This window comes from Stenotrophomonas sp. YJH_SMC_54, assembly GCF_059368435.1.
Map to the genome: position 1 here is coordinate 239,221 of NZ_JCAFRS010000004.1, position 13,076 is coordinate 252,296.

The 13,076-nt window shown below is 66.2% G+C and carries 12 protein-coding genes; 4 read left to right on the forward strand and 8 right to left on the reverse strand.

Annotation, left to right across the window (positions count from 1 at the left end; translation table 11 throughout):
* Positions 1-49: 49 nt before the first annotated feature.
* Genes AC5P5S_RS06790 through AC5P5S_RS06810 form a run of 5 tightly spaced genes read right to left on the reverse strand, consistent with a single transcriptional unit; the run spans position 50 to position 5,029 of the window.
* Positions 50-427 (reverse strand): PDZ domain-containing protein, encoded by a 378-nt coding sequence (locus tag AC5P5S_RS06790; protein WP_024957071.1) that lies wholly within the window; start codon positions 425-427, stop codon positions 50-52.
* Between the two features lie 16 nt (positions 428-443).
* Positions 444-1,661: an ABC transporter permease gene (locus AC5P5S_RS06795; protein ID WP_005411120.1), complete on the reverse strand. Its 1,218-nt coding sequence runs from the start codon at positions 1,659-1,661 to the stop codon at positions 444-446.
* Positions 1,662-1,681: 20 nt separating this feature from the next.
* Positions 1,682-2,980 (reverse strand): ABC transporter permease, encoded by a 1,299-nt coding sequence (locus AC5P5S_RS06800; RefSeq protein ID WP_043035642.1) that lies wholly within the window; start codon positions 2,978-2,980, stop codon positions 1,682-1,684.
* A 10-nt stretch (positions 2,981-2,990) separates the two neighbouring features.
* Positions 2,991-3,716 (reverse strand): ABC transporter ATP-binding protein, encoded by a 726-nt coding sequence (locus AC5P5S_RS06805; RefSeq protein ID WP_005411118.1) that lies wholly within the window; start codon positions 3,714-3,716, stop codon positions 2,991-2,993.
* 35 nt (positions 3,717-3,751) lie between these two features.
* On the reverse strand, positions 3,752-5,029 hold the full coding sequence (locus AC5P5S_RS06810) for an efflux RND transporter periplasmic adaptor subunit (RefSeq protein ID WP_005414536.1): 1,278 nt from the start codon (positions 5,027-5,029) through the stop codon (positions 3,752-3,754).
* 203 nt (positions 5,030-5,232) lie between these two features.
* Here AC5P5S_RS06810 and glmS point away from each other — a divergent pair, with 203 nt between their 5' ends.
* Positions 5,233-7,071: a glutamine--fructose-6-phosphate transaminase (isomerizing) gene (gene glmS, locus AC5P5S_RS06815; RefSeq protein ID WP_005414535.1), complete on the forward strand. Its 1,839-nt coding sequence runs from the start codon at positions 5,233-5,235 to the stop codon at positions 7,069-7,071.
* A gap of 446 nt (positions 7,072-7,517) precedes the next feature.
* Positions 7,518-7,949: a CBS domain-containing protein gene (locus tag AC5P5S_RS06820; RefSeq protein WP_012481312.1), complete on the forward strand. Its 432-nt coding sequence runs from the start codon at positions 7,518-7,520 to the stop codon at positions 7,947-7,949.
* Between the two features lie 67 nt (positions 7,950-8,016).
* Here the strand turns inward: AC5P5S_RS06820 and AC5P5S_RS06825 are convergent, their stop codons facing one another.
* Both AC5P5S_RS06825 and gloA read right to left on the reverse strand, forming a co-directional pair.
* Positions 8,017-8,445, reverse strand: a complete 429-nt coding sequence (locus tag AC5P5S_RS06825) for a VOC family protein (protein ID WP_005414534.1) — start codon at positions 8,443-8,445, stop codon at positions 8,017-8,019.
* Positions 8,446-8,539: 94 nt separating this feature from the next.
* On the reverse strand, positions 8,540-9,058 hold the full coding sequence (gloA, locus tag AC5P5S_RS06830; RefSeq protein ID WP_138970160.1) for a lactoylglutathione lyase: 519 nt from the start codon (positions 9,056-9,058) through the stop codon (positions 8,540-8,542).
* Positions 9,059-9,183: 125 nt separating this feature from the next.
* On the opposite strand from gloA, the gene AC5P5S_RS06835 reads away from it, so the two are divergent.
* The gene (locus AC5P5S_RS06835; RefSeq protein WP_005411112.1) at positions 9,184-10,296 is read left to right on the forward strand and encodes a PLP-dependent cysteine synthase family protein; all 1,113 of its coding nucleotides are present in this window, start codon (positions 9,184-9,186) and stop codon (positions 10,294-10,296) included.
* A gap of 138 nt (positions 10,297-10,434) precedes the next feature.
* Here the strand turns inward: AC5P5S_RS06835 and AC5P5S_RS06840 are convergent, their stop codons facing one another.
* A complete protein-coding gene (locus AC5P5S_RS06840) occupies positions 10,435-10,839 on the reverse strand; it encodes a hypothetical protein (RefSeq protein WP_044570892.1) in 405 nt (134 codons plus the stop codon).
* Between the two features lie 170 nt (positions 10,840-11,009).
* Between AC5P5S_RS06840 and AC5P5S_RS06845 the strand changes: the two genes are divergently transcribed.
* Complete coding sequence (locus AC5P5S_RS06845) at positions 11,010-13,040, forward strand: M3 family metallopeptidase (RefSeq protein ID WP_044570889.1); 2,031 nt, start codon at positions 11,010-11,012, stop codon at positions 13,038-13,040.
* The last annotated feature ends 36 nt before the right edge of the window (positions 13,041-13,076 follow it).

The following is a 13,076-nucleotide window of genomic DNA, read 5'->3' on the forward strand; positions in this document are numbered from 1 at the left end:
CACCCATCAAGCATAGCCAAACCTGTGGCCGTGCAGGAGCGGATGATGCTCAGCGCCCGGGTGGGGCTGGCGGAGGTGGTGGCGCGGGTGGTGGCGGGACCTCCAATGCCTGTCGCCACGCAGCGGCGTTGACCGCCACCGTCAGTTCGCGCTTGTCGCGGCGCAGCAACAGATAGGCGCTGGCCGCGTGGGAATGGCGCAGTGCCTCGGCCAGATGTTCAACCCGGCGCACCGCCGTGTCGTCCACGCGGAGGATGCGATCGCCACTGCGCACGCCGAAGCGCACTTCCGGGCTGGCGGCCTCCACATGCACCTGGCCTTCGGTCGAGCGCAGCGACAGCCGCGCTCCATCCCGGCGCCATTCCAGCGTCTGTGCGCTGCCACCACCGGCCAGCGCCGGCAGGGGCAGGAGCAGCATCAGGCACATCGCGCAGGCACGCATCTCACGCGCCCCGCGTGGCGACCGCAGGCGGTACCGCCGCCGCACGCCGTGCCGGACCGAACACCGCAATCTGGCCCAGTATCCACAGCAGCAGCGCACCCAGCGGCAGGTAGTACAGCGGCATGCGCGGCAGCTCGTACAGGTTCATCAGAGCCAGGTTGATCGCGTACGCCGCCAGCATGCCCAGCACGATGCCCAGCGAGGCCAGCAGGAAGTTCTCGGTCTGGAAGTAGCGCAGGATCTGCCCGCGGGTGGCGCCCAGCGCACGGCGGATGCCGATCTGCTTGCTGCGCTGCTGCACCCAGAAGCTGGCCAGGCCAATGATGCCCAGCGCAGTGACCACCAGCAGCGAGATGCTGACGGTGATCAGCAGGCCGACCATCGCGCGGTCGTTCTTGAAGAAGTCCTTGCGCTGGTCTTCATAGGTCAGCTTGTCGCGCATCAGGCGGTTGGGGTCGTTGCGCTCCAGCGCGGCGGCACCGGCATCGAGCACCTCCTGGCGGCGTTCCGGCGAAGTGCGCAACACGTACGTGCCACCCTTGTCGAAGCTGACCCGGATCGGCAGCAGCATCGAGTTGGTCCAGTTGTCATTCCAGCCATTGGGCGTGCTGAGCGTGTCGACGATGCCGACCACATGCAGCGACTGCTTGCCCATGTAGTAGGTCTTGCCCAGGGCGCTGCCGTTGGGCTCCATCTTGGCGGCGGTGGCCTGGGTGAGGATGACCGGGATGGCCTTTTCCTTGGCGCCACCCTTGCTGACGTCTTCGAAGTTCTGGTACTCGTCGGGCAGGAAATCGCGGCCGGCGATCAGATTGATGCCCATCGTGGCCAGCCCGTTCTCGGACAGGGTGTACATCGAAGCGTTGGTGGTCGGCCGTTCCTGGTCGATCACCCGCGAGATGCTGCTGCTGGAGGAGCCGTTGCGGAAGGGAACCTGGTTGATGATGGTGACGTTGCTGACGCCGGGAATCGCGCGCAGCGATGCCAGGTCCTCGCGGGTGCGGGACATGGCGTCGGTCTGCTTGCCGATGCCACTGACGCGCAGCATCACCAGTTCGCTCTCGGCGATACCGCTGGGCATGCTGATTTTCTCCACGCGCTGGCTGACCAGGAACAGCGCGTTGCAGACGATGGCGCAGGTCAGTGCGACTTCCAGCACGATCAGGGCGGCAGCGGTCTTGTGCCGGCGCAGCGTGCTGAGGATGGGGCGGATGTCCATGGGAGTCCTCGTTCGGGTGCTTACTGCGACTTGAGCTGGATGGCCGGGGTGACCTGCATCGCGCGCCAGGCGGGCAGGAATCCGGCGGCGAGGCTGGCGAACAGGGTCAGGCCCAGCGCGAGCAGCAGCATGTTGCCGTCCAGGTGGGCCAGCTTTGCGTATTCCACCGGCTGCTGGCGCACCGCGAACAGGCCAAGCAGGGCCAGGCCGATACCCAGCACGCCACCGACCACGCCCACCGCGCCGGCTTCCACCAGGCACTGCAGGAAGATCTGGCCACGGCTGGCACCGAGTGCACGGCGCACGCCGATCTCACCACTGCGGCGCAGGAACTTGGCCAGCAGCAGGCCTACCGTGTTGACCAGGCAGACACCGAGGAAGCCCAGCGCCAGCCACAGCTGCAGGCGCACGTCGCTGGGCACTGCACCATTGAAGTCCAGCCATTCCATCACGGTGCGCAGGCGCACGTTCGGTGGGTGCTTGAAGCGGCCGGCCTCGCGCTGCTGGGTCGAATAGTTCTCCAGGTAGCGGCGGTAGTCGCCGGCCTTGGCCGGGTCCATTTCCACCCAGTACTGCAGCCACGCACAGGGTGCATTGAGCGAGTAGCTGTTGCCGTCGGGGTTTTCGCCGAAGCAGTTCATGTTGCCGTTGTTGCCGAGCTTCAGGTCGAACGAGGTGGAGATCGGCAGCAGCAGGTCTTCGTTCTTGCCGTAGCTGCCGGTGGTCAGGTCGTAGAAGTGCGGCTCCGGGCTCCATTCCTTCATCACGCCGACGATGCGGTAACTCTGGCCTTCCATGCGCAGGTCGCGGCCCACGCTGTTGGCGCCCTGGTACAGCTTGTCGTTGAGCGCCTTGGAGATGACCACCACGCGTGCGCGGCCTTCATCGTCCTCGCGCGTCCAGGGGCGGCCGTACTGCATGGGCACCTCGAACATCGGGAAGAAATCGGCCGAGGTCCAGCGGGTGTCGATGCTGAAGGGCTTGAGCGTGCTGTTGTCCGGTTCGATGGTGCCGCCGCCGCCGCTCATCAGCGCCTGGCGCTCGCCCTTGGCCTCGCGCAGCAGCGCTTCACCGTCGAAGCGGGTCAGCTGGGTTTCCGGTTCCTCGCCGGCGACATAGGCGCCGGTCGCGGCATCGAGCTGCACGTAGAACAGGCGGTCACTCTTGCCCGGAATCGGGTCGCCGGACAGCACGTGGAATACGGTCAACGTGGTCATCGAGGCGCCGATGCCGAGCGCGATGGCGATCACCATCAGCGCGGTCAGGACCTTGTTGCGGCGGAAACTGCGCGCCGCCAATCGGGCGTAGTAGGCGAACATGGTCGGGCCCTCACTCGTTGACGGCGACGATGTGGCGCAACGGCGTGGCCAGCACCGGCTCGCGCACCAGGTCGGTCACCTGGCCATCGACGATGTGCACGTTGCGCTGCGCACGCGCGGCCAGTTCCGGGTCGTGGGTGACCATCACGATGGTGGTGCCGGCGGCGTTGATCTCCTCCAGCAGCTCCATCACGCCCCGGGCCATCTGCGTATCCAGATTGCCGGTCGGTTCGTCGGCCAGCAGCAGGCGCGGGCTGCCGGCCAGCGCACGCGCGATGGCCGCGCGCTGCTGCTGGCCACCCGACAGTTCATTCGGATAGTGCTTCATGCGCGAGCCCAGGCCGACCTGGGTCAGTGCCTTCTCGATGCGTTCGCGGCGCTCGTTGGCGCTCATCCTGCGATAGCGCAGCGGAACGTCGACGTTGTCGAACAGGTTCAGGTCGGGGATCAGGTTGAAGCCCTGGAAGATGAAGCCGATCTTCTGGTTGCGCAGGCGGCTGCGGGCGTCGTCGCCCAGCGTGCTCACGTCCTGGCCGTCCAGCATGTAGGTACCGCTGGTGAAGGTTTCCAGCAGGCCGGCGATGTTGAGGAAGGTGGTCTTGCCGGAGCCGGACGGGCCGGTGACCGCGACGAACTCACCTTCCTTGACCTGCAGTTCCAGCGAGCGCAGTGCGTGGGTTTCCACCTGTTCGGTGCGGAAGACCTTGGCGACCGAACGCATTTCGAGCATGTACATGGGGTGTCCTCTCTCCAGGATTCAGGTATCAGGTATCAGTTGACGGAGACGCGTTCGGCGTCCTTGAACAGGTCGCTGCCGGAGACCACGATGCGGTCGCCCGGCTGCACACCCGACTTGATTTCCACTTCGCCCAGGCTGCTGACGCCCAGTTCCACCGGACGGCGCACGGCGGTGCGGCCATCCATCACGTAGGCCATGCCATTGCCCTGTTCGACGAACGGGCCGCGCTCGACCTTGAGCACGTTCCTGCGGGTATCGAGCAGCACGCGCACCGACATCCGCTGGCTCTGGCGCAGGCCTTCCGGCTGCGCGCTGGCAAAGCGCACGCGGGCATTGACCTCGCCGTTGACCACTTCCGGCGACACCGCGCTGATCTCACCCGGGAACGGCTGGCCGTTGCCACCGGTCAGCTGTGCCGGCATGCCGATCGCCAGGTCGCGGGCGAAGCTCTCCGGCACCTTGATCTCGACTTCGAACTTGGACAGGTCGACCACGCCCAGCACCGGGGCATTGGCGGCCAGGTTGGTGGACTGCACCGCCTGCACCTGGCCGACCTGGCCATCGAACGGGGCACGCAGCGTCAGCGCATCGACCTGGCGCTGTACTTCGGCCACCACCGCCTTCTGGCGATCGGCCAGCAGGCGCTTGTTGCGGGCATCCAGGTCCGCGCCCTGGCTCTGCAGGCGGGCATCGGTGGTGGCGTTGGCCAGGGTGATGTCGGCCTTCTTCAGCGAGTCCTTGGCCTTGGCCAGGTCGATCTGCGGCACCGCCCCGCCGTCGTAGCCGCGCTGGTAGCGCTGCAGGTCGCGGTCGGCGGCCTGCCGTTCGATGGTGGCCTGGTCGGTTTCCTTGCGCGACTTGGCGCGGGCCAGGGTGGCGTCCAGCGCGGCACGGCTGGCCTCGGCCTCCAGGCCGGCCAGGGTGGCCTGTTCCTGGGCCAGCTTGCTGCGCAGTTCGGGGCTGTCGATGACCGCCAGCTCCTGCCCCTTCTTCACCACGTCACCGGCGACCACCTTCAGGTCCACGGTGCCCGCAGAGATGGCATACAGAACCGGGCTGTTGGCGGCGATCACGCGGCCGTCGGCGGCGATGTCACGGACCAGGTCGCCCCGCTTCACTTCGGCGATGCGCACGCGGCTGCTGTCGAAGGAGCGGCTGGCGTTGGACCAGGCGTGCACGGCCCAGCCGATGCCGGCGAGCAGGGCGATCGTGCCCAGCGCCGGCCAACGGTAACGGAGCCAGTTGGCGCGCGGAGCGCTGGCCGGAGCGGAGGAAACGATCTGGTCCTGGGCGGAAGTGTCGCGGATCATCGGGTGCGTGCCTGACGGTGGTAGCCAGTACCAAGCACGTAGCGTGCCAACTTTAATTCCTTATGGGTCAAGGGGTTGGGGCTTGATGTGAAGTGTCCGGGTGTCCGCGGACACCTTTCCGGACACTTTCATTAAGCGGACAGGAGGGGGAAGCCGGGCACGCAGGCTAGAATGCGACAATCGTCTTCAAGGAAACGCGTGACATGTGTGGAATCGTGGGTGCGATCGCTGATCGCGACGTAGTGCCGGTGCTGATCGAGGGTCTGAAGCGCCTTGAGTACCGTGGTTACGATTCCTCGGGTATCGCGGTGATCGACCATGCCGAGCGGTCGGAGGTGCGTCGCGTGCGTCGTACCGGCCGAGTGTCGGAAATGGCCACGGCGGCCGAGGCCGAGGGCTTCAACGCGGTGCTGGGCATCGGCCATACCCGCTGGGCCACCCACGGTGGTGTCACCGAGGCCAATGCGCATCCGCACATCAGCCAGGGCGTGGCGCTGGTGCACAACGGTATCATCGAGAACCACGAAGAGCAGCGCGAGAAGTTGCGCGCGCTGGGCTACACCTTCGAGTCGCAGACCGATACCGAAGTCATCGCACACCTGATCCACCACCACCTGAAGGATGGCGACGACCTGCTGGTGGCGCTGCAGCACACGGTGAAGGAACTGACCGGCGCCTACGCGCTGGCCGTGGTCAGCCGCGCCGAGCCGGAGCGCTTCGTCTGCGCGCGCATGGGCTGCCCGCTGCTGATCGGCCTGGGCGAGGGCGAGAACTTCGTTGCCTCCGACGTCTCGGCGGTGATCTCGGCCACCCGCAAGGTCATTTTCCTGGAAGAGGGCGATACCGCCGAGATCCGTCGCGATGGCGTGCGCATCTTCGACGAGCACGACCGGCCGATCGAGCGCGACGTGCATCTGTCCGATGTGTCGCTGGCATCGCTGGAGCTGGGCCCGTACCGCCACTTCATGCAGAAGGAGATCCACGAGCAGCCGCGCGCGCTGGGCGACACCATCGAGGCGGCGATCGACGCCGGTGGTTTCCCGGCCGGGCTGTTCGGCAAGAACGCCGAAGCGGTGCTGTCGGGCATCGAGGGTGTGCAGATCATCGCCTGCGGCACCAGCTACTACGCCGGCCTGACCGCGCGCTACTGGATCGAAGCCATCGCCGGCCTTCCGTGCAGCGTGGAGATCGCCAGCGAGTACCGCTATCGCGCGGCCTACGCGAACCCGAAGCATCTGATCGTCACCATCTCCCAGTCCGGCGAAACGCTGGATACGATGGAAGCGCTGAAGTACGCCAAGTCGCTCGGCCACAAGCACACGCTGTCGATCTGCAACGTGCCGGAAAGTGCGATTCCGCGCGCCAGCGAACTGGTGTGCTACACCCGTGCCGGTGCCGAGATCGGCGTGGCCTCGACCAAGGCCTTCACCACCCAGCTGGCGGCCCTGTTCCAGCTGACCGTGGTGCTGGGCAAGCTGCACGGCCGCATCGACGCGGCGCAGGAAGCGGACTACCTCGAGCAGCTGCGCTTCCTGCCGGGCAGCGTGCAGCACGCATTGAACATGGAGCCGCAGATCGCTGCGTGGGCCGAGCGTTTCGCACGCAAGAGCAGCGCGCTGTTCCTGGGCCGTGGCCTGCATTACCCGATCGCGCTGGAAGGCGCGCTCAAGCTCAAGGAAATCTCCTACATCCACGCCGAGGCCTACCCGGCAGGCGAGCTGAAGCATGGCCCGCTGGCGCTGGTGGACGAGGACATGCCGGTGGTGGTGATCGCGCCGAACGACAGCCTGCTGGAGAAGGTGAAGTCGAACATGCAGGAAGTGCGCGCGCGTGGCGGTGAACTGTTCGTGTTCGCCGACCAGGACAGCAACTTCAACGAGTCCGAAGGCGTGCACGTGATCCGTACGCCGCGTCATGCCGGCGTGCTCAGCCCGATCGTGCACACCATTCCGGTGCAGTTGCTGGCCTACCACACCGCGCTGGCGCGCGGCACCGACGTGGACAAGCCGCGCAACCTGGCCAAGAGCGTGACGGTGGAGTAACACCCGTCAGCTCGGTTGGAGGTTGCAAGCGAAGGGGGCCGTGTGGGCCCCCTTTCGTTTGTGCCGGTGGCAGCGGCAAGTGGGACAGCGACAGGGTGTTCTGTCCACCGTCGGCAGCAGGCAATCAATCTTTAACGCGTAGCATCGCGTGTATTCAGCGGCGGTTTCAGCCGCGGTGCCATTCTCTGGATCGTCGGTTGGTTCCCACGACGAACTGTCCTATCGATGCCGGTAGTGACCGATGGTCGCAGTCGTAGAATCGATTTGACCGAGGTCCGGGTTGAGCGGTTGAGCCCACCTCGTTCGCGTTGCAGCACGTCGTCTGCCGATCCGTTCCAAGCGGCAGCCGGGTGCGCCAGACGTGCGCTGAAAGGTCTGTTCCCGGGGAGGGGGCGTATCGGAAGAGCACACTTTTTGACTTCAGTGACCTGCACCAGGAAACAAGAATGAACGTCCGCGAACTCCTGCAATCCAAGAAAGAAGCTGTCATCACCATCGATGCCGAAGACACCATCGGTGCCGCCGCCCACAAGATGAGCGCGCACAGGATCGCTGCACTGGTGGTGATGAAGGACGATGCCCCGGTCGGCATCATTTCCGAGAAGGACATCGTGCGTACCCTGGCCGACGACGGCCCGCAGGCCGGCCGCCGGGTGATTTCCAGCCTGCCGTCCACCGGCCTGGAGGGCATCGCCCCGGAGGCCACCCTGAAGCAGGCCATGTCGTTGATGACGTACTCGCGGCGCCGTCATCTGATGGTCACCGAAGGCACTCGTCTGGTCGGCATCCTCAGCCTGGGCGACATCGTGAAGAACCTGCTGGGCGAGCTGGAGCTGGAAAAGGCCGTGCTGCAGGACATCTACATGGCCGCCCACTGAGGGCTGCAGCGCTGGAAGCAGAGAAGCCGGGCATTTCCCGGCTTCTTCGTTCACGGCATCGGTGAAATCAGAAAGTAACCTTCACCGAGTCGGCGCTGTAGTTGGCTGGGCCGTGGTAGACCACTTCGATGTTGTTGCCATCCGGGTCGAGCACGAACGCGCCGTAGTAGCCCGGGTGGTAAGGGCGTTCACCGGGCGCGCCGTTGTCGGTGCCGCCGGCGGCGATCGCGGCGGTATGGAAGGCATCGACGGTGGCGCTGTCGCGGGCCTGGAAGGCCAGATGGTGGCGGCCGGTCAGCTGGCCGGCGGCGGCCGTGCTGCTGGCGCTGGAAATGAACAGCTCATCGGCCCAGAAGTAGTCATCGCCTTCACCGGCGATCGGGATGCCGATCGTATCGAACACCGCCTGGTAGAAGCGGCGGCTGGCCGCCAGGTCGCGCACTACCAGCTGGATGTGGTCGATCAGGCGGCCGCGGTGCAGTTCCATCGTTTCCATACCAACCTCGCAGAAAAAGGGGACGGAGGGGATTAAGTCGCTTCCAGCCCAATAATGCCAGAAACGACTTAATCCCCTCCGTCCCCTTTTCGGGTCAGACGTTGGCGATGATCTCGACCCAGTAGCCGTCCGGGTCCTTGATGAAAGCCAGGTTCTTCATGCGGCCGTCGGTCAGGCGCTTCTGGAAGGTCACGCCCAGATCCTCGAAGCGCTGGCAGGCGGCCTCGATGTCCGGCACCGACACGCAGATGTGGCCGAAGCCGCGCGGGTTGCTGTTGCCGTCGTGGTAGACCGCGCCGTCCTGGGTTTCGGTGCCGTGGTTGTGGGTCAGTTCCAGCACGCCCGGCAGCCCGGCCATCCACAGGCGGCGGGCGTTGTCATCTTCCGGCACCGTGACGCCAGCGGGCACGTAGGCCAGGAAGTACAGGCTGAACTGGGCCTCGGGGAAGTCGCGCTTGTCGATCAGCTGGTAGCCGAGCACGCGGGTGTAGAAGTCCAGCGAAGCGGCAATGTCCTTCACGCGCAGCATGGTGTGGTTGAACACGAAGCCGGTGGTTTCGGCCGGGGCCTGGGCGGCGACGCCGGGAACATCGCGCAGGGCGGGAATGGTCATGGGGGAGGTCCTTCAGACAGGGCCGTTGCCGGCCGGATGGCGCCATTCTACCGGCCAGCACCTGACGGCACTGCGACGTACAATGGCCGGATCGCACCGTTCCGTCCTGACAACGATTGCCCGCCATGTCGCAGCGTGAATGGGTGGCTGCCGCCATCCGCAAGATCGAAGCTGATTTCAACCGTTCCGCCGATACCCACCTGATCCCGCTGGCGCTGCCAGGGTTCGAGGGCATCGACCTGTACCTGAAGGATGAGTCGAGCCATCCCACCGGCAGCCTGAAGCACCGGCTGGCGCGCTCGCTGTTCCTGTATGCGCTGGCCAATGGCTGGTTGCGTGAAGGGCGTCCGGTGATCGAGGCCTCCAGCGGCTCGACCGCCGTGTCCGAAGCCTATTTCGCGCGGCTGCTCGGCCTGCCGTTCATTGCGGTGATCCCGGCCTCCACCTCGCCTGAAAAGATCGCCGCGATCGAGTTCCACGGCGGCCGTTGCCACCTGGTCGAACGTGCCTGCGACCTCAACTGTGATTCGGAAAAGCTGGCCCGTGAAACCGGTGGCCACTTCATGGACCAGTTCACCTATGCCGAGCGCGCCACCGACTGGCGTGCCAACAACAACATCGCCGAGTCCATCTTCAAGCAGATGGCCGAGGAGCCCAGCCCGGTTCCGGAATGGATCGTGTGCAGCCCCGGTACCGGCGGTACCGCAGCGACGCTGGGGCGCTATGTCAGCTATCGCCGGCATGACACCCGCATCCTCTGTGCGGACCCGGAAGTGTCGGTGTTCTTCGATGGCTACAAAGCCGCCGTGGCCGGTGAGCAGGACTGGCGCGGCCTGACCTGCAGCGGTGGCTCGCGCGTGGAAGGCATCGGCCGGCCGCGGGTAGAGGCGAGCTTCATCCCGACCAGTGTCGATGCGATGGTGAAGGTGCCCGATGCGCTGAGCCTGGCCGCGATGCGCCATGTCAGCCGCCAGCTGGGCCGCCGTGTCGGTGGCTCCACCGGCACCAACTTCATCGGTGTGCTGCAGGCGGCGCAGTGGATGCGCGAGGCGGGCCATCAGGGCAGCATCGTCAGCATCCTGTGCGACAGCGGCGAGCGCTACGCACAGAGCTACTACGACCCGTCGTGGTATGCGCGCCAGGGCATCGATGTTGACGGCGCCGATGCGCAACTGGCGGCGGCGGTGGCCGGGCAGGGACTGCCCGAATTGCCGTGGTGCAGCCTGGAAGCGTTGTAACGCGGCAACGCACGGCCGGCTGTGCGTCGGCTGGGTAGAGTCGACTGTTAGTCGACTGCTCCAGGTTCAGGTCGCGAAAATCCCGCGCTGCGCGCGAAAGTCGACTAACAGTCGACTCTACCCGGTCGCCGGGGCGGCTCAATATCCCGCTGCAGTGAACGCGTCCAGCACCGCGTCGCGCAGTGCATCGGGCAAGGCCTCGATGTCCATCGCGCGATCATCCAGATGCAGGCTCGGGTCCAGGATGCTCGCTCGGCCCTGGGCCAGCGCCTGCAGCCACAGCAGCACGCAGATCACGAACTCGCGCTCATGGCCCAGCCGCAGTTGGCTGGCGCCGCGTTCGATCACCTCGAACGGGTACCACTCCTGGGCGTCGTTGAACGTGCCGCCCTGCTGCAGCACTGCCTGCAGTTGATGCAGGTGACGCTGGGCATCGTCGCCGGCATCGCACAATGCGGCGATCCAGGTCAGTTCGGCCGGGCTGGCGGACAATGCCAGTGACCGGGCCGGTGAGGCGGATGCAACTGCAGCCAGACCTTCCATGTAGGGCCTCGTTCGGTGCGTACCGCTGCGGACTCCCCCGCAGCCAGAGCTTCGGTGCGCGACCGTAAGGCCGACGTGAATGCCGGGCCGTGCCCCCTTGTCAGCCCCGCCTGCCAGCGCCATATCCTGCATGCTGCCCGCCTGCCGGGCCCGTACCCTGGAGATCTGCCGTGACCGTTGCCAACCCCCTGCTCGATTTTTCCGGCCTGCCGCGCTTCGAGGCCATCCGCCCCGAGCAGGTGGCGCCGGCGCTGGACGTGCTGCTGGCCGAGGCCGAAGCCGCCGTCAGCGCCGCCGAGCAGGTGCAGCCGGTCACCTGGCAGACCTTCGTTGCCCCGCTGGATGACGCCACCGAGCGCCTATGGCGCGCCTGGGGTCTGGTCGGCCACCTGCAGGGCGTGGTCAACACCCCGGAACTGCGTGAGGCCTACAACAGCAACCTGCCGCGGGTGACCCGCTTCGCCAGCGCGCTGGGCCAGAACCTGGCGTTGTACCGGCAGTACCAGACGCTGGCCGCCAGTGCCGAGGCGGCGCGATTCGACGCGGCCCAGCGCAAGGTGCTGGACAACACCCTGCGCGATTTCCGCCTCGGTGGTGCCGAGCTGGCGCCGGAGGCGCAGCAGCGCTTCGCGGCGATCAAGGAAGAACTGTCGGCCCTGTCGGCGAAGTTCTCGCAGAACGTGCTCGACGCTACCGATGCCTGGTCGCTGATCATCGAGGACGAAGCGCGGCTGAAGGGCCTGCCGGAAGACGTGAAGGCCGCCGCGCATGCCGCAGCACAGAAGGACGGCAAGGCCGGCTGGAAACTGACCCTGCAGATGCCGTGCTACCTGCCGGTGCAGACCTGGGGCGAGGACCGCGACCTGCGCGAGATCCTGTACCGCGCCAGCGCACAGCGTGCGTCCGAATTCGGCGATGAGTCCCTGGACAACAGCGGCAACATCGATCGGATCCTCGCCCTGCGCGCTGAACTGGCCGCGCTGCTCGGCTTCGATTCGTATGGCGATTATTCGGTAGCGACCAAGATGGCGCAGGACCCGGCCGAAGTGCTGGGTTTCCTGCGTGACCTGGCCGCGCGCGCCAAGCCGTTCGCGGCCAGGGACCGGGCCGACCTGGAGCAGTTCGCACGCGAGCAGCTGGGCATCGACAGCCTGCAGGCCTGGGACCTGGCGTTCGCCGCCGACCGCCTGAAGCAGGCCCGTTACAGCTATTCCGAACAGGAAGTGAAGCAGTACTTCACCGAACCGAAGGTGCTTGGCGGCCTGTTCTCGGTGATCGAGCAGCTGTACGGCCTGCGCGTGCAGGAGGACAGCGCACCGGTGTGGCATGACGACGTGCGCTTCTTCCGTCTGGTCGATGCGCAGGGCGCGCTGGTCGGCCAGTTCTATCTGGACCTGTATGCGCGCGAGGGCAAGCGTGGTGGCGCGTGGATGGACGATTGCCGCAACCGTCGCGTGCGCGCGGACGGCAGCGTACAGACGCCGCTGGTCTACCTGGTGTGCAACTTCGGCCGCGGTGCCAACGGCAAGCCGGCGACCTTCAGCCACAACGAAGTGACCACGCTGTTCCATGAGATGGGCCATGGCCTGCACCAGCTGCTGACCCGCATCGGTGAGCTGGGCGTGGCCGGCATCAATGGCGTGGAATGGGATGCAGTGGAACTGCCCAGCCAGTTCATGGAGAACTTCTGCTGGGAGTGGGAGCACCTGCAGGCCATGACCGCGCACGTGGACACGGGCGAACCGCTGCCGCGCGGGCTGTACGAGCGCATGCTGGCCGCGCGCAACTTCCACAGCGGCATGGCCACGGTGCGCCAGCTGGAGTTCGGCCTGTTCGACATGCTGTTGCACAGCCAGTTCGAACCGGCGCAGGACAGCGTGCTGGCGCTGCTTGATCGCGTGCGCGCGGAAGTGGCGGTGAATCACCCGCCGGTCTGGAATCGCTTCCCGCACCAGTTCAGCCACATCTTTGCTGGCGGCTACGCGGCCGGTTACTACAGCTACAAGTGGGCTGAAGTGCTCAGTGCCGACGCCTATGCGGCGTTCGAGGAAGCGCCGCAGGCACTGGCCGAGACCGGTGCACGCTTCCGCGATGAGATCCTGTCGCGCGGTGGCAGCCGCCCGGCGGCGGAGAACTTCAAGGCCTTCCGTGGGCGCGCGCCGCAGATCGACGCGCTGCTGCGCCACTCGGGCATGGCGTAAACCGTTGTGGTGGGTGCCAACCCTGGTTGGCACTTC

Bases quoted from the DNA above. Each gene is read 5' to 3' on its own strand.
- AC5P5S_RS06790 (WP_024957071.1), bottom strand. From the start codon at position 427: ATGTGCCTGATGCTGCTCCTGCCCCTGCCGGCGCTGGCCGGTGGTGGC.
- AC5P5S_RS06795 (WP_005411120.1), bottom strand. From the start codon at position 1,661: ATGGACATCCGCCCCATCCTCAGCACGCTGCGCCGGCACAAGACCGCT.
- AC5P5S_RS06800 (WP_043035642.1), bottom strand. From the start codon at position 2,980: ATGTTCGCCTACTACGCCCGATTGGCGGCGCGCAGTTTCCGCCGCAAC.
- AC5P5S_RS06805 (WP_005411118.1), bottom strand. From the start codon at position 3,716: ATGTACATGCTCGAAATGCGTTCGGTCGCCAAGGTCTTCCGCACCGAA.
- AC5P5S_RS06810 (WP_005414536.1), bottom strand. From the start codon at position 5,029: ATGATCCGCGACACTTCCGCCCAGGACCAGATCGTTTCCTCCGCTCCG.
- glmS (WP_005414535.1), top strand. From the start codon at position 5,233: ATGTGTGGAATCGTGGGTGCGATCGCTGATCGCGACGTAGTGCCGGTG.
- AC5P5S_RS06820 (WP_012481312.1), top strand. From the start codon at position 7,518: ATGAACGTCCGCGAACTCCTGCAATCCAAGAAAGAAGCTGTCATCACC.
- AC5P5S_RS06825 (WP_005414534.1), bottom strand. From the start codon at position 8,445: ATGGAAACGATGGAACTGCACCGCGGCCGCCTGATCGACCACATCCAG.
- gloA (WP_138970160.1), bottom strand. From the start codon at position 9,058: ATGACCATTCCCGCCCTGCGCGATGTTCCCGGCGTCGCCGCCCAGGCC.
- AC5P5S_RS06835 (WP_005411112.1), top strand. From the start codon at position 9,184: ATGTCGCAGCGTGAATGGGTGGCTGCCGCCATCCGCAAGATCGAAGCT.
- AC5P5S_RS06840 (WP_044570892.1), bottom strand. From the start codon at position 10,839: ATGGAAGGTCTGGCTGCAGTTGCATCCGCCTCACCGGCCCGGTCACTG.